At 69.3% G+C, this 16,978-nt stretch carries 17 protein-coding genes; 10 read left to right on the top strand and 7 right to left on the bottom strand.

All coding sequences use genetic code 11. From position 1 onward, the window contains the following. Positions 1-4: 4 nt before the first annotated feature. The gene (locus DN771_RS08490; RefSeq protein ID WP_116996932.1) at positions 5-787 is read right to left on the bottom strand and encodes a FadR/GntR family transcriptional regulator; all 783 of its coding nucleotides are present in this window, start codon (positions 785-787) and stop codon (positions 5-7) included. 35 nt (positions 788-822) lie between these two features. On the opposite strand from DN771_RS08490, the gene DN771_RS08485 reads away from it, so the two are divergent. From DN771_RS08485 to DN771_RS08450, 8 genes are all read left to right on the top strand, one after another. After that, on the top strand, positions 823-2,031 hold the full coding sequence (locus tag DN771_RS08485) for a thiolase C-terminal domain-containing protein (RefSeq protein ID WP_116996931.1): 1,209 nt from the start codon (positions 823-825) through the stop codon (positions 2,029-2,031). A gap of 4 nt (positions 2,032-2,035) precedes the next feature. Continuing rightward, positions 2,036-2,464, top strand: coding sequence for a Zn-ribbon domain-containing OB-fold protein (locus tag DN771_RS08480; RefSeq protein ID WP_116996930.1), 429 nt, complete (start codon positions 2,036-2,038; stop codon positions 2,462-2,464). Positions 2,465-2,574: 110 nt separating this feature from the next. Then, positions 2,575-3,351 (top strand): SDR family NAD(P)-dependent oxidoreductase, encoded by a 777-nt coding sequence (locus DN771_RS08475; protein ID WP_116996929.1) that lies wholly within the window; start codon positions 2,575-2,577, stop codon positions 3,349-3,351. A gap of 62 nt (positions 3,352-3,413) precedes the next feature. Continuing rightward, complete coding sequence (locus DN771_RS08470; protein WP_116996928.1) at positions 3,414-4,706, top strand: acyl-CoA dehydrogenase family protein; 1,293 nt, start codon at positions 3,414-3,416, stop codon at positions 4,704-4,706. A 1-nt stretch (position 4,707) separates the two neighbouring features. Beyond that, positions 4,708-5,601 carry a TIGR03619 family F420-dependent LLM class oxidoreductase gene (locus DN771_RS08465; protein ID WP_116996927.1) on the top strand — a complete coding sequence of 298 codons (894 nt, stop codon included), beginning with the start codon at positions 4,708-4,710 and terminating at the stop codon, positions 5,599-5,601. 64 nt (positions 5,602-5,665) lie between these two features. Then, the gene (locus tag DN771_RS08460; protein WP_116996926.1) at positions 5,666-6,799 is read left to right on the top strand and encodes an ABC transporter ATP-binding protein; all 1,134 of its coding nucleotides are present in this window, start codon (positions 5,666-5,668) and stop codon (positions 6,797-6,799) included. After that, positions 6,799-7,737, top strand: coding sequence for an SDR family oxidoreductase (locus tag DN771_RS08455; RefSeq protein WP_116996925.1), 939 nt, complete (start codon positions 6,799-6,801; stop codon positions 7,735-7,737). Before DN771_RS08460 ends, DN771_RS08455 begins: the two co-directional genes overlap by 1 nt. 8 nt (positions 7,738-7,745) lie before the next feature. Then, positions 7,746-9,065 (top strand): FAD-dependent oxidoreductase, encoded by a 1,320-nt coding sequence (locus DN771_RS08450; RefSeq protein WP_162941712.1) that lies wholly within the window; start codon positions 7,746-7,748, stop codon positions 9,063-9,065. Between the two features lie 70 nt (positions 9,066-9,135). Here DN771_RS08450 and DN771_RS08445 read toward each other — a convergent pair whose 3' ends face one another. After that, complete coding sequence (locus DN771_RS08445) at positions 9,136-10,314, bottom strand: amidohydrolase family protein (protein WP_116996923.1); 1,179 nt, start codon at positions 10,312-10,314, stop codon at positions 9,136-9,138. A 100-nt stretch (positions 10,315-10,414) separates the two neighbouring features. Further along, the gene (locus DN771_RS08440; protein ID WP_116996922.1) at positions 10,415-11,185 is read right to left on the bottom strand and encodes a FadR/GntR family transcriptional regulator; all 771 of its coding nucleotides are present in this window, start codon (positions 11,183-11,185) and stop codon (positions 10,415-10,417) included. A 202-nt stretch (positions 11,186-11,387) separates the two neighbouring features. Here DN771_RS08440 and DN771_RS08435 point away from each other — a divergent pair, with 202 nt between their 5' ends. Both DN771_RS08435 and DN771_RS08430 read left to right on the top strand, forming a co-directional pair. Further along, a complete protein-coding gene (locus tag DN771_RS08435; RefSeq protein WP_116996921.1) occupies positions 11,388-12,428 on the top strand; it encodes an ABC transporter substrate-binding protein in 1,041 nt (346 codons plus the stop codon). 27 nt (positions 12,429-12,455) lie between these two features. After that, on the top strand, positions 12,456-13,226 hold the full coding sequence (locus DN771_RS08430) for an SDR family NAD(P)-dependent oxidoreductase (protein WP_116996920.1): 771 nt from the start codon (positions 12,456-12,458) through the stop codon (positions 13,224-13,226). A 46-nt stretch (positions 13,227-13,272) separates the two neighbouring features. Here the strand turns inward: DN771_RS08430 and DN771_RS08425 are convergent, their stop codons facing one another. From DN771_RS08425 to DN771_RS08410, 4 genes are read right to left on the bottom strand one after another with little or no spacing between them, the layout of a single operon-like run. After that, positions 13,273-14,091 (bottom strand): nuclear transport factor 2 family protein, encoded by an 819-nt coding sequence (locus tag DN771_RS08425; protein ID WP_116996919.1) that lies wholly within the window; start codon positions 14,089-14,091, stop codon positions 13,273-13,275. Between the two features lie 46 nt (positions 14,092-14,137). Further along, complete coding sequence (locus tag DN771_RS08420) at positions 14,138-14,935, bottom strand: SDR family NAD(P)-dependent oxidoreductase (protein WP_116996918.1); 798 nt, start codon at positions 14,933-14,935, stop codon at positions 14,138-14,140. Beyond that, on the bottom strand, positions 14,932-15,759 hold the full coding sequence (locus DN771_RS08415; protein ID WP_116996917.1) for a sugar phosphate isomerase/epimerase family protein: 828 nt from the start codon (positions 15,757-15,759) through the stop codon (positions 14,932-14,934). Before DN771_RS08415 ends, DN771_RS08420 begins: the two co-directional genes overlap by 4 nt. Further along, the gene (locus DN771_RS08410) at positions 15,756-16,817 is read right to left on the bottom strand and encodes an ABC transporter substrate-binding protein (protein WP_116996916.1); all 1,062 of its coding nucleotides are present in this window, start codon (positions 16,815-16,817) and stop codon (positions 15,756-15,758) included. The genes DN771_RS08415 and DN771_RS08410 overlap by 4 nt, the downstream gene beginning before the upstream one ends. Positions 16,818-16,978: the final 161 nt, after the last annotated feature.

The raw sequence follows: 16,978 nt of genomic DNA, 5'->3' as shown, positions 1-16,978 counted from the left end.
CGCGTCATCGCCACTCGATCGGGCGGGCGAGGCGCGCCGGCCAGTGCTCGCGGTAGTAGTCGAGCTGGGCCCGGAAGTGCCGCTCGGTGAGGGTCCGCGCCCTGCCCTCGTCCCCGGCGATGATCGCGCGGGCGAGCTGGCCGTGCTCGGCGGCGACCGCGGCGTGCATGTGCACCGGCTCCATCGATGCGAGCACGTGCGTGCGAACGATGTGGGCCAGCGCGTTCGTGAGGAGGACGAGCACGCGGTTCGGGCAGACACTCGCCACGCTGGGATGGAAGGCGAGGATGTGGGCTCGCTGGGGTGCACCGTCGGCCTGCCCGGCCTCGTCGGTGAACGGTCTCAGCGTGCGTTCGACGAGCCGGCGGTCCGGGTTCGTGGCCGCCTCCGCCGTCACCTCGCACTCGAGCTCGAGGTGCGCGATGAACATCTCTTCGTACGACGTGCCGTCGAGGTGGAAGTACAGCGTTGCGGTCCGGGCGAGATGGGCCGGATCGGAGGCGCCGACCGTGGGTCCGCCGCCACGACCCGGACGCAGGACGATGAGACCCTGCGCCTCGAGGATCCGCAGTGCCTCGCGGAGCGACGCCCTGCTGACCTCGTAGTTGCGCACCATGTCCGCTTCGAGCGGCAGCCGATCGCCTTCGACCATGCCGCGGTCGACGATGTCCTTGACGATCCGCATCGCCACGACCTCGGACGTCTTGCGGACCCGGCGCGCCGCGTCCTGGGCCGGCTCCGATCCGTTGCGTGCGGTCCCGATGGCGGGCGTGTCTCGAAGCGGCACGTCGAGCAGTCTCTCACGAGCCGAGGAGGAATCACATGACGCTCGCTACCCCACCGACGGCATACGACCATCGCGACCGGTGCGCGATCGCCGGAATCGGCGCCACCGAGTTCACCAAGGACTCCGGTGTGTCCGAGCTGTCGCTCGCCACGGCCGCGACGCTCGATGCGCTCGCCGATGCCGGCTTGTCGACCGCCGACGTCGACGGCATCGTGCGATGCGACTCCGATCTCGTGTCGTACACCGACCTCGCCGAGTCCTTGGGCCTCGAGAACCTCGCCTACACCTCCACGGTCGGTCCGGGAGGGATCGCCCCGGCCGGCATGGTGGCCCAGGCGGTCGGGGCGATCCTCAGCGGTCAGGCGACGACCGTCGTCGTGTTCCGGTCGTTGAACGGGCGCTCGGGCCGGCGCTTCGGCGCCGGCACACCGGCATCGAGCCAGGCGCGCGTGGGTGGCCAGCAGACCTGGGACGAGTTCTTCCTGCCATGGGGGCTCGTCACTCCGGGCCAGTTCTTCGCCCTGATCGCCCAGCGCCACATGACCGAGTACGGGACGACCCACGAACAGCTGGGCCGCATCGCCGTCGCCTGCCGTGAGCGGGCCAACGCCAATCCGTCTGCTCAGATGCACGACCGCGTGATGACGATGGGCGATTACCTCGACGCGCCGATGATCGCCGAGCCGCTCCGGCTCTTCGACTTCTGTCTCGAGACCGACGGGGCCAACGCGCTGGTCGTCACGACCGCCGAGCGGGCCCGCGACCTCCGCCAGCCTCCGGCGCTCATCCGTGCGGTGGCCCAAGGGGTCAGCCAGGGCGGTCAGGGCGGGATGATGTGGCCGGTGCTCGTCCGTGACAGTGCCCTGCACATGGCCTCGCGGCAGGTCGCCGGCCGGTTGTACGAACGGGCGGGCCTCGGGCCCGACGACGTGGACGTCGCCCAGTTCTACGACTGCTTCACGATCACCGCGCTCGTGCAGTTCGAGGACTACGGATTCTGTTCCGCCGGAGAAGGCGGCCCGTTCGCCGAGAGCGGGGCGATCGATCTCGGCGGCCGGTTGCCGATCAACACGTCTGGTGGCCACTTGTCGGAGGGCTACATCCACGGCATGAACCACATCGTCGAGGGGGTCCGCCAGATCCGCGGCACGTCGCATTCCCAGGTGCCCGGGGCCGAGGTCAGCCTCGTCACCTCGGCCCCGCCGATCGCCGCCAGTGCCCTGCTGCTCACGAAGGATCGCTGAACCGATGAACTCGCCCACCGCATTCCGGATCCTCCCCGTCGACGACGACCGGGACACCGGGGGATTCTTCCGGGCGGCCCAGGAGCGCCGCCTCGTCGTCAAGGCCTGCCGGGCGTGCGGTACGTCGCTCCATCTTCCCCGCGCCTACTGCTACCACTGCGGCAGCTGGGACACCGACTGGCGCGACGTCGACGGCGGCGCCACGCTCTACGGCTGGACGGTGGTCACCCGCCAGTTCCACCCGGCCTATCCGTCGCCGTACACCGTGGTCCTCGTCGATCTCGACGGCGCGCCCGGGGTCCGGCTCGTCGGTCACATCGCCGGGCGTCCGGATCTGCGGGCCGGCCAGCCGATGGAGTTGTGGTGGGACGAGATCGACACGGCCGACGGTCCGCCGATGCTCCTGCCCAACTGGCGTCCGGTCGCATCGTGACCAGGACTGTCTGATCACATTCATCATGAGGATCTCTTGACCAGGCCGCCGTCGGCAAGTACCGTGCCAGCCAGGTCCGAGTCGCGTCAGCAAGGGGAGACGACCAAGGGATGAACATCGATCTGGCGGGAAAGGTCGCGCTCGTCACCGGTGGCAGCCGAGGCCTCGGCCGTGAGATGGTGCTGGCCTTGGCCGGCGCCGGCGCCGACGTCGTCATCTCGAGCCGCAAGCTCGATGCCTGTGAGGAACTGGCCGCGATCGTCGAGGACAAGACCGGTCGGAGAGCGCTCGCGATCGCCGCGCACATGGGACGTTGGGACGATGTCGATCGTCTCGCCGCCGAGTCCTTGGCGGCGTTCGGTCACGTCGACGTGTTGATCAACAACGCCGGTATGGCGCCGCTGTACCCGCGGCTGAGTGCGGTCACCGAGGACCTGTTCGACAAGGTCATCGGCGTCAACCTCAAGGGCCCGTTCCGGCTCGGCGCCCTCGTCGGCGAGCAGATGCAGGCCGCCGGCGGCGGAGCGATCATCAACATCAGCAGCATCGGGGCCGACCATCCCACGATGACGGATCTTCCCTACGCAGCCGCCAAAGCCGGGCTCAACAGCCTGACGAGGGGCTTCGCCGTGTCGTTCGGTCCGACCGTGCGATCCAACGGGATCATGGTCGGACCGTTCCTCACCGACATCTCCAAGGCCTGGGACGTCGAGAGCTTCGAAGCCCACGCTCGCCGCCGGTTCCCGCTGCAGCGACTCGGACGGCCGAGCGAGATCGTGGGCACCGCCCTGTACCTCGCATCGGACGAGTCGAGCTTCACGACCGGCGCCGTGATCACCGTGGACGGAGGCGTCTCCGTCTCGTCGCCCTTCCCGATCAAGGACTGACGGTCCTCCGCCGTCACGTCCACCGACACATCACCACGACCCACCACGGGAGAACGTTCGCAATGAGCTGGGACTTCGAGACCGACGACGCCTACCAGAAGGAGCTCGACTGGGTCGAGGACTTCGTGCAGCAGGAGGTGCTGCCCGTCGACAAGGTGGTCCGCCACGCCTGGGACATGAGCGACCCCGTTCGCAACGCCCTCGTGCCGCCGCTGCAACAGCGGGTGCGCGAGAGAGGCCTGTGGGCCTGTCACCTCGGTCCGCACCTCGGCGGCCAGGGCTACGGCCAGGTCAAGCTCGCCCTGCTGAACGAGATCCTCGGGCGCAGCCACAGCGGTCCGATCGTGTTCGGCTGCCATGCTCCCGACTCGGGCAATGGCGAGATCCTCGCGCACTACGGCACGCCCGAGTTGAAGGAGCGGTACCTGGAACCGCTGCTGCGTCAAGAGATCGTGTCGGCGTACTCGATGACCGAGCCTCGCGGGGGATCGGACCCGACCGGCTTCACCACGTCGGCGGTGCTCGATGGTGACGAGTGGGTCATCAACGGCGAGAAGTGGTTCTCGTCGCATGCCAACTTCGCCTCCTTCCTCATCCTGCTCGCCGTGACCGATCCCGACGAGGCACGCCACCGGCGCCTGTCGATGTTCGTGGTGCCGGCGGACACTCCGGGCATCGAGATCGTCCGCAACGTCGGGATCTACGGTCACGAGGAGGACCGGGGCACGCACAGCTACGTGCGCTACCACGACGTACGCATCCCCAGGGACCATCTGCTGGGAGGGCGCGGCGACGGCTTCATCGTCGCCCAGACCCGTCTCGGAGGAGGGCGCATCCACCACGCGATGCGAACGGTCGGGCTGGTCCGCCAGGCTCTCGACCAGATGTGCGAACGCGTGCTGTCGCGATCCACACAGGGAGAACTGCTCGCTCGCAAGCAGTTGGTGCAGGCGATGATCGCCGACTCGTGGATCGAGCTGCAGCAGTTCCGCCTCCTCGTCCTCAACACCGCGTGGAAGATCGATCGCTACAACGACTACCAGCGGGTGCGGGCCGACATCTCGGCCGTCAAGGCGGCGATGCCGAAGGTGCTGCACGACGTGGCGTCACGAGCGCTGCAGCTGCACGGATCGCTCGGCGTGTCCCACGAGATGCCGTTCGCCTCGATGGTGTTGGAATCGTTCCACATGGGCCTGGCCGACGGCGCGACGGAGGTGCACAAGGTGACGCTCGCCCGCGAGCTGCTGAAGTCCTACTCGGGAACCGACGACCTCTTCCCGACCCAGCACCTGCCCCGGCTGCGCGCCGAGGCCGAAGCCCGGTTCGCCGACGTCCTCGCTGCTGTCGGGCGCTGAGATGGACGTCGGGCTCTCGGTCTACGACATCCGGGCCGCGGAGTTCGTGGCCCTCGTCCAGGCGGCCGAGGAGGCGGGGTTCGCGACCGTCTGGCTCGGCGAACACGTCGTGCTGCCGGTGGACTACCGGACCGAGCACCCGACGAGCGGGACCAGCACCAACGAGTCACATCGCGCCAAGATCATCGACCCGGCCACCGAGTTGCTCGACCCGCTCATCGCGCTGGGCGCGGCGGCGGCGGTCACGTCCCGCATCAAGCTGGCGACGGGGATCTTCATCCTCCCCCTCCGCCACCCGCTCGCCGTCGCGCGCATGACGCTCACGCTCCAGGGTGTGGCATCGGGTCGGTTCATGCTCGGTGTCGGTTCGGGATGGTTGGAGGAGGAGTTCGACGCGCTCGGCGTACCGTTCGCCGAGCGCGGGAGCCGCTTCGACGAGTCGCTCGCCGTGCTCCGTGCCGCCTGGTCGGGCGGTGAGCTGGTCGGCGCCGGCCCCCACTACCGTTTCGACACCGTGCTGGCGACCAGCGACGCCGTCCGCGTCCCGCTCGTCCTCGGAGGCAACACCGAGCGGGCGCTACGCCGGGCCGCCCGGATCGCGGATGGCTGGTTCAGCTCGGGCAACCCGACGTTCGAGGAGGCCGGCCGCCTTCGCGACCGCCTTCGCGCTCACTGTGAGGAGGTCGGTCGCGACCATCCACTCCCGCTCTACGTTCGCATGGCCGGGTGCGACCCCGCCGACCTCGAGCGGTACGCGGACCACGACTACGAACACGTGACGGTGTGGGCCAATCAGCTCTGGCCGGCCGACGGCGATCTCGCCACGAAGCGCCAGCGGTTCTTGGACGCAGCCGGCGTCCTCCTCGGCGATTTGACATCCGGGGTAATTCGTTAGATGATAGTCATCTGTACTTGGGGGTCTGCAATGCGGTCGGATATCGGGGAGTGAGGGAGGCGTCATGTCGCGAGTCGAGATCGAGGGGCTGACAAAGCGATTCGAAGGAAAACCGCCGACGATCGCCGTCGACGACCTGAGCCTGGAGATCGAGCAGGGCGAGTTCCTCGTGCTGCTGGGCCCGAGCGGTTGCGGCAAGACCACGACGCTGCGCTGCCTGGCCGGTCTGGAGTCGGCGAACGAGGGCGTCTTGACGTTCGGCGGGGAGAAGGTGTTCGACAGTTCGTCGAAGCTCAACCTCTCGCCGGACAAGCGGAGCATCGGCATGGTCTTCCAGTCCTATGCGCTCTGGCCGCACATGACCGTGCGCAAGAACATCGCCTACCCGCTCAAGGCTCGCAAGATGCGTCAAGGGATCTCGGCCGGGTGGGTCGAGGAGATGGCCGACGTCGTCGACTGCGGCGAGCTGCTCGACCGCTATCCCGGTCAGCTGAGCGGCGGACAGCAGCAGCGCGTCGCTCTGGCTCGCGGGCTCGTCGCCCGCCCCGACCTGGTGCTCTTCGACGAGCCGCTCAGCAACCTCGACGCCCGCCTGCGCGAGCAGGTGCGCAACGAACTGGCGGAGCTCCACAACCGGTTGGACTTCACCGCCGTGTACGTCACGCACGACCAGAGTGAGGCGCTCGCTCTGGGTGACCGCCTGGCGATCATGCGCAAGGGTCGCATCGAGCAACTGGGCACACCGCGCGAGGTCTTCGCGTCGCCGGCCTCCGAGTACGTCGCAGGATTCATCGGGATGGGCAACCGCTTCGAGATGATCGAGCGCGACGGCGAGTGGTGGTTGGCCGGCGGCAAGGTCACCGGCCGGCTCCCCGCAGGCAGAAATCAGGTGGTGCTCCGGCTGCGCAGCGATGACCTCGACGTGCGACCCGCCGGCACGGTGGCGGCCGAGCACGAGGTCGGCTTCGATGCCGAGGTCGTCGTCGTCTCCTTCGGTGGACGGCACGTCGACGTCGTGCTCAAGATCGGCGAGTCCCGCATCGATGCCCAGATCACGTCGCCACCGGCCGACCTCGCTCCGGGCGACCGGGTGCTGGCGGTCTTCGACCCGTCCAAGGCGGCGATGTACGACGAGGACGGTGCGCTCGTCGCCAGGGGAGCGGAACGCCCCGCCGCGATCGCGGCGAGCGCCGGCTGATGGCCGCCGCCACCGCGTCGACGGTCACGGTCCTCTGCGCGAGTGGCCGGCCGGGGCTGGCCCAGGTCCGCCGGCTGGTGGCGGACGGCCACCGCGTGCGGGCGGTCACCCGGCAGACGACACTCCACGAGACGCTGCGCGACGTCGACGTCGTCGCCGCCGACCTCAACGACCCCGGCTCGCTCGTCGCCGCCTGTCGCGGCGCCGACGTCGTGTTCTACACGGCCCCCGCATTCGCCGAGCGATCCCGGCGGGTCGAGCACATCACCAACGTCGGGCGTGCCGTGGTCGACGCCGGTGTGGGGCGGCTGGTGTACAACACCACCTCGTGGTTCCCCGATCGCCCGATCGGGGTGCCCAGCATGGATCAGGGCTACGAGATGTCCCAGGCGGTCAAGTCCACGGGCGCACCGATCACCATCATCCGGCCGTCGCTGTTCATGGACAACCTGCTGACGAAATGGGTCAAGCCGTACCTCCTCGAGCACGGGGAGTTCTCGTATCCCCATGCCGAGACGCTGGACGTGAGCTGGATCTGTCTCGACGATGTCGCCGCGTGGATGATCGAGACGATGAGCCGCAACGACTGTGAGGGCGTCACCCTCGATGTCGGCGGACCCGAGACGCTCCGCCCGACCGACGTCGCCGAGCTGCTCAGCGAGCGCCTCGGCCGCCCGATCGTGTATCGCCGCATCACGCCGCGCGAGTTCGGCGAGCGCATGTACGAGCTGTTCCGCGACGTGTCCGGACTCGACCGGGAGACGTACGTGTCGAACCTCGAGAAGCACTACCTCTTCAAGAACGAGGCCAACCCGTTCCTCGTCCCGATGGACGACATGACCGCCCGATTCGACGTCCGCCCGACACCGATGCGGGAGTGGCTGGCCGCTCAGGACTGGACCACGTCGGACGAGGCGATCGGATCGGTCTCGGGCTGACCGACACGATGGGGACCAACTCGACGGACGACCGAGGGCTCGACCTCGTCGTCATCGGTTCGGGGATGGCCGGGATGACAGCGGCCGCCGCCGTCGCTGAACGCGGTGGCCGCGTCGCCGTGGTCGAGAAGGCTCCGGAGATCGGCGGCTCCTCGGCGATGTCGGGCGGATGGGTGTGGACCGCCCCGGAGCCCGCTGTGCTGATCGAGGAGTCGCCGCATGCCGACCCGGGCCTGATCCGCTCACTCTGCGACGAGTACCCCCGACTGATGGCGTGGATCATGGCATCGGGCGCCCCGGTCGGCGACGAGGCCGTCGTCCTCGACTACGGGCGAGGCCGGCCGGTCGGCATGTCCGAGTATCTCGACTGGTGCCGGTCGGCGGTGGAGCGGGCAGGGGGAACGGTGCGTACGCGCGCCCAGATGTACTCACTGGTCGTGGAGCGCAGTCGCGTCGCCGGTGCCGCGGTCTACCACGGGGGCGAGGAGGTGGAGATCCGCGCCCCGTGGACGCTGCTGGCGTCGGGCGGCTTCCAGGCCGACGCGCAGCTGCTCGCCGCCCACGTGCACCCCAACGCGCCGAGCATGCTGCTGCGGTCGAACCGGGCCAGCGAGGGCGACGGGCTCCGGGCTGCGCTGGCCGCCGGTGCCGCCACGTCGCCCGCCATGGACGGGTTCTACGGTCACCTCATCAGCTGGCCCACCGACGTGTGGGTCCCTGGCGTGTACACCCTGCTCTCGCAGTATCACAGCCACCGTGCCGCGCTCGTCAACATCGACGGCGAGGTCTTCGAGCCGCCGTTCCCGAGCGACCACTACAACGCGCAGTGGACCGTGCGTCAGCCCTCGGGTCGCGCGGTGATGGTGTTCGACCAGCTGCTGTACGACGACCAGGCGTCGCCGATCGCCGGCGGCGAGCGCCCGAACTCCTTCGAGGTGGCGGCGTCGCACGGCGCGCACGCGGCCCGGGCCGACTCGCTCGCCGAGCTCGGGCGGGCGGTGAGCGAGTGGGGGTTCGCCACCGAGGATCTTCCGGCCACGCTCGCTTCGTTCAACGCCCGCGCCACACCGCCCAAGCAGTCGGTCGCCGTCGCGCCGTTCTACGCCCTCGAGGTGCGAGCCGCGATCACCTTCACCCACGGTGGGGTCCGCATCGACGACGCAGCCCGGGCCCTCGATGCCGCAGGGCGGGCCTTGCCGGGGCTGCTCGCCGCCGGGGCGGACGCCGGAGGGGTCCACGCCGGCGGGTACGGCGGAGGGCTGGCGACGGCCGGCGTCTTCGGCCTGCGCGCGGCCGACACCGTGCTCGCCTCACTCGATCGGGCTTGACCCAGCGGTCGGCACACGGCCAGGGACGGCGGAGCAACGGGGGCTCGATCCGCCGTCCCCGGTCGCGATCTCAGGGGAGCTTGTAGAGGCGCGCCGCGTTGTCGTGGAGGATCTTGCGCAGGACGTCCTCGGACGTGCCGGCGAAGGTCTGCTCCAGGTAGTCGTCGGGTCGCATCGCGCCCGACGCCGGGCCCGGCGACATGCTCGTCGGGTGAGGGAAGTCGGTCTCGTACAGGATGTTGTCCGGCCCGAGGATGTCGAGCGCGGCCTTGGCCGTCGCATCCTCGAACCAGAAGCACCCGTAGATCTGACGCTGGAAGAACTCGCTCGGCAGCAGCTCGTACTCCGGATGCTCGAGATGGACACCGCAGTTCTTCCACTGCCAGTCGAGCGCCGAGAGTGCGAAGGGGATCCAGCCGATCCCGCTCTCGACCGACACGAAGTCGAGCGACGGGAAGCGGTGGCACACCCCGCCGCAGATGAGCTGGGCGATCGTGCGAGCGTTCCCCATGAAGAACGACACGCCCATCGACGCGTAGTTGGCGTGCTTGCCGTTGTCGGGGTGACCGTTGTAGGCGAGCAGACCGTTGTCGCCGGTGGCGATGTGGAAGTTCACCGGGAGCTCGCGCTCCTGACAGGCGGCCCACATGGGGTCCCAATGCCGCTCGTCGAGGCCGGGCAGGCCGAAGGCCATCGGGTTCTGCGTGAAGATCACCCCGCGATGACCCATCTCGGCGCAACGTTCGATCTCGGTCAACGTGGCGCCGAGATCCCAGAAGGGGAGGGACGAGACGGGAACGAAGCGGTCCGGTGCCGCGCTGCTCCAGTCGGTCTGCCAGTCGTTGTACGCGCGGACGATGTCCACCTGGAGCTCGCTGTCGCGAAGGCCCATGACCCGCCCGGCGTTGAACAGCCCGACGTTCGGATAGAGGATTTGCGCCTCGATGCCGTACTCGTCCATGCGGGCCAGGCGAGCGGTCGCGTCCCACGTCGCCGGATCGGCGTCGTCGAGTCGTCGAGGATGATGCGGTGGGTACTCGTGATAGCCGGCCATCGCGGACCCGGCTGCGGCCCCGAGCCGTTCCCCTCCCAGGAACCAGGCGTCCTCCTCCGCGGCATCGTCCCAGCGCACCTGGGGAGCCTGGTCACCCCACTTGGAGGCCAGCCTCGATGTCCAGAGGTCGTACGGCTCGATGACGTGCGTGTCGACGTCGATGATCGGGATCTCGTTGATCGCCGTTGCCCCCATCACCCCTCCTCGTGTCGTGACGCGCCGAGCAGCGTCGCGGATAATTCATCATAAGATTATCCTGATCTCGGCGGAGGGGCAAGGGGTGTCGAACGCGCGGTCACGGCCGCTCGACGATCTCCTCCAGTCGGGTCGGCCAGTGCGTCGCGAGGTAGTCGTGCTGGCGGGCGTAGTGCTCGGCCATCAATCGCTTGGCGAGCCGCGCCCGGCCGGCGCAGATCGCCCGGGCGATCGCCCGGTGATCGTCGAGGATCTCCTGCCGGAGCTCGACGGGGTCCATGTGCGCGGTCACGTGGGAGGTGACGATCCCGCTCGTCGAGCGGGCGAGGAGCGCGAGGACGCCGTTGCGCGCCAAGGCGGCGACGGCGTCGTGGAAGCCGGACGCGAGCCGCCGGTAGTCGCGATCGTCGGTCTTGATGTCGGTCGTCAGGTACGGGGCGAGCGCAGCCCGCTTCGCCTCCCTGTCGGGATTGCGGGCGGCGCCCTCGGCGAGAAGCGGTTCGAGGACCTTCTGCGTCGCGGTGAGGTCGCCGTAGGACATGCCCCCCATGTGGAGGAAGAGCGTGGCGGTGCGAGCGAAGTTCCGGTGGTCGGCGGATCCGACGGTGGCTCCGCCGCCCGGGCCGGGTTTGAGCGAGATCAGGCCCTGCACCTCGAGCAGGCGGATCGCTTCTCGGAGCGACGCCCGGCTGACGCCGTACTCGCGCATCATCTCGGCCTCGGTCGGGAGGCGGTCGCCGCTCTTCAGGCCACGATCGACCATCGCTCGGACGAGCAGCATCATCACGGCCTCGGACGTCTTGACGCCACGTCGGGTCGTTGCCGGCGGCCACGGTGCTTCCGCCGATCGGCGGTCATCTCTCTCTGCCATCCCATCGGATGATGTCGGCTGGTCCGCCAATCGAACGCTCCTTGGCTGCGGACAGCGGACGGTATCACGGGCCGCTCGCGCTCGTGCTGGACGGCCGCGGCACACTTCACGCTTGACAAAGACGAAATCGGCAGATGATTCTTATCATTCAGCGGAGGCGCCCCACGTGGCGTCACGACCAGAACAGTTGGGGGATTCCGTCATGAAGCACGCACGCAGGTCGAAGGCCGGACGCATCGCCGCGGCACTGGCCGCCTCGATGGCCGTCGCGATCGGGGCCACCGTTCGCCCGGTCTCCGCCACGAGCGGATCGACCGAGTGGGACGAGATCATTGCGGCCGCCGAGGACGAGGGCAAGGTCACGATCTACTCGAGCCAGGGCGTCCCCGAGCTCGGCGAGCTGGAATCGCGGTTCGAGGAGGCGTACGACATCGATCTCGTCGTGGTCCGCGGGCTCCCACAGGACCTCGTGCCGCGCATCGAGGTCGAACGGCAGACCGGGCGGGGCGAGGCCGACGTCTACGTCAGCGCCGACCAGCGCTGGGTCGTCCAGGCCGACACCGACGGCTACTACGTCGATCATGCCGGTCCGGCCTTCGAGAACCCTGACTACGACCAGGAGACGGGGACACCCAACGGCACGTACTTCAAGTCGAACGCGGTGATCTTCGGCTTCGGCTGGAACACCGACGAGGTGCCCGATGGCCTCACGGGCTACGCCGATCTCCTCGACCCGTCGCTCGCAGACGGCCGGGTCGGCGTGGTCGAAGCGGCCAACGAGACACTGGTCGACTTCTACGTCTACCTCGAGGAGGAGATGGGGGAGGAGTACGTCGCCGATCTGGCTGCCCAGAACCCGCGGATCTACCCCGGCGCCGCTGCGATCAACGAGGCGCTGGCCTCGAACGAGATCGCCGCGGCCGTCTACACCGGTGCCAGCCTGCGTGACACGCAGGCCGAGGGCGCCCCGGTCGACTTCGCCTATCCCGAGACGATCTTCGGCGCCAACTTCTGGGGAGGGGTCCTGTCATCCGCGCCGAACCCGAACGCCGCTCAGGTGCTGGCCGACTTCATGGTGACGCAGTCGGGGCAGGAGGCCCTGGCTCGCAACGGCGCGTCGGTCCTGCCAGGTGTCGGAGGAACCGAAACCGAGATCGAGAACGTTCGCCAGCAGGATCTCGATCAGCTGACGCCCGACTTCGTGACCGAGTACATCGCGGAGTGGCGCGAGCTGTTCCAATAGCAGAGCTTCGAGACGAGAGGAAGTCGTATGACGGAGTCAGAGCGACCGTTCGACGGCCAGTGGGCGGTCGTGACCGGGGGGAGCAAGGGCATCGGCCGGGCGATCGCCGAACGTTTCGTCCGTGGGGGGGCGAGCGTCGTGGTCGTCGCGCGCGGGAGGGAGCCCCTCGACGAGGCCGCTGGAGCACTGCGCTCGGTGGCGGCGGCGGGCCAAGACGTCGTCCCGGTCGTCGCCGACATGGGCAGCAGAGCATCGATCGACGAGCTGTTCGACGTCATCGATGCTCGGGTGCCCCACCTGAACATCTTCGTCGCCAACGCCGGGACGGGCTGGGTGACGCCGTTCCTCGAGTTGACGGCGAAGGAGTTCGACGACGTGGTGGCGTTGAACTTCACCGGCGCCATCTACGGCTGTCAGCGGGCCGGTCAGGCGATGGTGCGTTCCTCCCAGCCCAACCAGGCGATCCTCGCCGTGTCGTCGATCCGTGCCCTCGGTGCTCGGCCCGGCCGTCTGGTGTATGCCGCGACGAAGGCCGGGCTCAACATGGCGATCAGGGTTGCCGCGACGGAGCTGGCGCCGCACGGGATCCGCGTCAACGGGCTTTCACCGGGGATCACCGAGACCCCGCTGACCGCGACCAATCCCGACGCCTTCGCCGAGGCCGTCGCCAATGTGCCGCTCGGGCGCGCCGGTCTCCCCAGCGACCTGGGGGCCGCGGCGGCCTTCCTCTGCTCGCCCGAAGCCGCCTTCATCACTGGGGCCAACCTGGTGGTCGACGGCGGCGAGTCACTGCACTGAGCGGGTGGGCCGCCGCCCCCCGACGGCCGGGCGCGCCGGTCGGGTCTCAGCGGCGGCCGACTCCGGGTTGGGTGTACCACGACGCGTAGCGCCGGATCAGCCCCGCCTCGTCGAGGGTTGCCTGGGAGACGAACGAACCCAGCAACGCCCCGGCGTCGTCGTTGACGATGCCCTCCAACAACAGGTGCGGGCCGCGCTGCGCGTGGAAGACGATCCGATGGTCGATGCGTTGCGCGCCGCGACGATGAAACGCCGCCGTCAGCTCCGCCCGCCCGCGGAACTCGGCTCGTCCGGGGCCGCCGACGGTCGGATCCTTGTAGGGCGGATGGGAATAGAGCGTGTCCAGGCTGAAGCATCCGGCGGCATCCTCGAACCGGCTGTCGTCGAGGGCGTGGAAGTACTCGTGGATCTTGTCGATGGCCACACCCGGCTCCGCGGCGGATGGATTGGCCACCGCCGGCTGCGGGTGCACGACGGGTGATGCGTAGGCGAGGTAGCGGCCGATGGTGCCGTCGCCGGCCAGCTGCAGCGATGCTGCGAACGACGCCTGGGCCTCCCCGGAGTGCCGGTCCAGCAGCAGGCCTTCCAGGGCGACGCTCTGGCCCTCGACGGTGCAGAGAACGATGGTGTGGACATGGGGACGCTCAGCCCGCTGGTCCAGGTGCGACGCGATCTCGCTGCGCCCGTTGCACACCGAGCGCGGATCGGTCTCGATGCCGTCGGGCGGCGGCACGGCGTACGTCGCGTCGTCGCTGAAACAGGCGGCGGCGTCACCGGCTCGCCCGGCGTCGATCGCGTCGTAGTACGCAGCCAGCTCGGCGGGGAGCGGGTCGCCGAGCTCCACCCTGGTGGTCGGTGTGGTCATTCGTGCACCTTTCGTGATGTCGGTACGGAGTCGTACGAGGGCCCGGTCACTGGATCACCATGCCGCCGTTGACGTTCATCGTCTCGCCGACGATGTAGCTGGCGTCGTCGCTGAGGAGATACGAGTACGCCGCGGCGAGCTCGTCGGGATCGGCGCTCCGGCCGATCGGCGTGCCCGCCACCAGCCGCTCACCGTCGGGGGTCCGGCCGAACATCGGTGTGGCCGTCGCTCCCGGAGCGATCGTGTTCACGCGGATGCCGAACGGCGCGACCTCGCGCGCCACCGACTGCGTGAGGATGCGGACGCCGCCCTTCGACGCCGCGTAGTGGGCGACGCCGGCGTTGCCCGACATTCCTGCGGTGGATGCAGTGGTGACGATGGCGCCGCGCCGGCGGGGGATCATCACCCGGAGCGTGGCGCGCACGACGTAGAACGTGCCGTCGAGGTTCACGCGCAGGACGCGATCCCACTGCTCGTCGGTCAGGTCGACGAGGCCGCGGAATCCCCGCTCGCCGTCACCTCGCTCGACGGCGCGGCGGTGTTCGGCGAGCCGTTCCTTGAGCGCGCGGTCCGCGTCGATGCCGGCCACGTGGGCGAGCAGGTCCACGGGTCCGAGCTGTTGCTCGACTGCTGCCACGGCGGCATCGACGGAACCAGGGTCGGCCACGTCGGCGACGACCGCGATGCTGCCACCGGCGTCGGCGACGGTCGCCCGGGCGGCGTCGCCGTCCACGTCGAGCGCGGCGACGAGCGCACCGTCGGCCGTCAGCCGGCGGGCGACCGCGGCCCCGATGCCCGAGCCCGCGCCGGTGACGACGGCGACCCGACCGCCGAAGCGACTCACGGCGCGACCACCGCTGCGGCCACCGACGCGAGGGCGCTGTACAACAGCCTGGACACGGTCGTCGGGTCGGATGCGCGGATCTCGTCGGAGAGCACCTCGGCCGCGAGCGGGCCGGCGTAACCGACCGACATGACGGCCTCGAGGTACCGGGCGATCGGAAGGTCGCCGGCGCCGGGCGCCAGCCGCCGGTGGCGGCTCTCGTGCACGAGGTCGTCGCCGGTGGGCGGCGGGCCGATGGCGTCGGCGACCTGGACGAGAGCGATCTGGCCCGCTTCGAGGGCGGCCACCGCCTCGGGTGTGGCCCCGGCACGAGCACACTGGTACGTGTCGACGAGGACGCCCGCTCGATCCCATCCGAGCTCGTCGCAGACTGCGACGGCCTCGTCGAGGGTCCGCAGCCCCATGTAGCCGCCGAACTCGACGGCGAGACGCGCGCCCGTGGGGGCGATGACGTCCAGGCCGGCACCGAATCCGTCGACCACGGCTGCGTGTCCGACCGGGTGGGCCACCGCGCCGACACAGCAGGCGGCACCGACCGCATCGACGACAGCAGCCAGCCGTCGGGCTACGGCGACCGGGTCGGTGTCGGGACGCAATGACAGGGCGACGACGTCGGTCGCGCGGAGGTCAGCCGACTCGAACAAGCGCGCCAACGACGTCAGCGAGCCGCCACCGTCGACGTATCCGTCGACCGTGGCGAGATCGAGCCCGATGTGGGAGAAGCCGGCGTCGGCGCTGGCCCGGATGATGGCCGGAAGGTCAGGACGGCCGCCGAACGACGGCGACCAGTGGATGGTGTGAGCAGCGGGGGCCGGATCCCTCATCGCCCGAAGATGTCCGACCAGCGGGCGATGTACTCCTCGGCCCACTCCGGCGTGCGGGTGATGTCGACGACCTGCACGTCGTCGATGTCGACCAGCGCACTCTCGATGCCATCGAGAGGACTGGCTCCGTTGATGGACAGCGCTTCCTGCCCGGCGGGGGAGGCGATGAAATCGGCGAGCACCTGGGCGGCGTTCGGCCGGTGGGCCCACGACGGCAGGTAGACCAGGTTGGCCGACGTCCAGGCCGGACTGGGCACGAAGAACTCCACCGGAGCGCCGGCCGCCTTGTCGGCCTCGAGCTGGGCGCTGGCGTAGCCGGTCACGCTGATCTCGCCCGCACCCAGGCCCTGCATCAACGGCACCCCTGAGGCGTAGAAGACGGGGTCCAGCTCGGCGAGCTGGCGCAACCCGTCCTCGCCACCGAGTTGCTCCTCGGCGAAGCTCCAGAAGTCGGCGATGACGGGGCTCGCCGGCTCGGTGAAGCCGATCATGCCGGCGTACTCCGGGTTCAACAGATCCGACCACTCCTGGGGAGGTTCGCCCTCGAGGAGATCGGTGTTCCAGCCGAAGCCGAGCACCTGGGTGGTCCCCACCAGGTAGTTCCGCTCGGCATCGAGCCACGGCGTCCCGACCCACGCGGCGACGTTCGGGCCGACCTCGATCGGCGCCAGGTCGCCGGCGGCCTCGGCGTCGAGGACCCAGGGGTAGTTGACGCCGAACGAGATGTCGGCGCCGTCGACTCCGGTCTCGCGCTCGCTGTCGAGCTTGGCGTCGATCTCGCTCGTGACCCGCACGATCTCCAGATCGATCTCCGGGTACTCCTGTTCGAACGCCGCTTCGAGCCGCTCGTTCTGTTCCGGGAAGTTCACGGCGTACAGCACCACCTTGCCCTCGCCCACGGCGGCGTCGACGATGGACTCCCACTCCGGGGTGACGTCGGCGCTGCCTGCGGGGGGATCGGTGGAGGCCGCCGCGCCCCCGACGAGGCTCGACGACGAGGCGAGCGACAGTGCGGTGACCGCGCCCGCGATGACGACCGACGACGACCTGACACGCATTTCAACCCCCAAGGTCTCAAGATTCCCTAAAGGATTATCATGGATTAGCGACAAGAGCAATCAGCGGCCTGACCCCAAGCCGACCCGGAGGCTTCGGTCCGGCGTCGAGCCGTTCCATCAGCGGTTGCCAGATTCATCATGATCATTTATGGTGGAGTCGA

This window comes from Desertimonas flava, from assembly GCF_003426815.1.
GTDB classification, from domain to species: domain Bacteria; phylum Actinomycetota; class Acidimicrobiia; order Acidimicrobiales; family Ilumatobacteraceae; genus Desertimonas; species Desertimonas flava.
This window is presented reverse-complemented; position numbering and strand designations above follow the sequence as displayed.

Coding starts and splice junctions, on each gene's coding strand:
- DN771_RS08430 (WP_116996920.1), top strand. CDS start 12,456: ATGACGGAGTCAGAGCGACCGTTCGACGGCCAGTGGGCGGTCGTGACC.
- DN771_RS08475 (WP_116996929.1), top strand. CDS start 2,575: ATGAACATCGATCTGGCGGGAAAGGTCGCGCTCGTCACCGGTGGCAGC.
- DN771_RS08410 (WP_116996916.1), bottom strand. CDS start 16,817: ATGCGTGTCAGGTCGTCGTCGGTCGTCATCGCGGGCGCGGTCACCGCA.
- DN771_RS08460 (WP_116996926.1), top strand. CDS start 5,666: ATGTCGCGAGTCGAGATCGAGGGGCTGACAAAGCGATTCGAAGGAAAA.
- DN771_RS08425 (WP_116996919.1), bottom strand. CDS start 14,091: ATGACCACACCGACCACCAGGGTGGAGCTCGGCGACCCGCTCCCCGCC.
- DN771_RS08485 (WP_116996931.1), top strand. CDS start 823: ATGACGCTCGCTACCCCACCGACGGCATACGACCATCGCGACCGGTGC.
- DN771_RS08480 (WP_116996930.1), top strand. CDS start 2,036: ATGAACTCGCCCACCGCATTCCGGATCCTCCCCGTCGACGACGACCGG.
- DN771_RS08455 (WP_116996925.1), top strand. CDS start 6,799: ATGGCCGCCGCCACCGCGTCGACGGTCACGGTCCTCTGCGCGAGTGGC.
- DN771_RS08415 (WP_116996917.1), bottom strand. CDS start 15,759: ATGAGGGATCCGGCCCCCGCTGCTCACACCATCCACTGGTCGCCGTCG.
- DN771_RS08450 (WP_162941712.1), top strand. CDS start 7,746: ATGGGGACCAACTCGACGGACGACCGAGGGCTCGACCTCGTCGTCATC.
- DN771_RS08470 (WP_116996928.1), top strand. CDS start 3,414: ATGAGCTGGGACTTCGAGACCGACGACGCCTACCAGAAGGAGCTCGAC.
- DN771_RS08445 (WP_116996923.1), bottom strand. CDS start 10,314: ATGGGGGCAACGGCGATCAACGAGATCCCGATCATCGACGTCGACACG.
- DN771_RS08465 (WP_116996927.1), top strand. CDS start 4,708: ATGGACGTCGGGCTCTCGGTCTACGACATCCGGGCCGCGGAGTTCGTG.
- DN771_RS08435 (WP_116996921.1), top strand. CDS start 11,388: ATGAAGCACGCACGCAGGTCGAAGGCCGGACGCATCGCCGCGGCACTG.
- DN771_RS08440 (WP_116996922.1), bottom strand. CDS start 11,185: ATGGCAGAGAGAGATGACCGCCGATCGGCGGAAGCACCGTGGCCGCCG.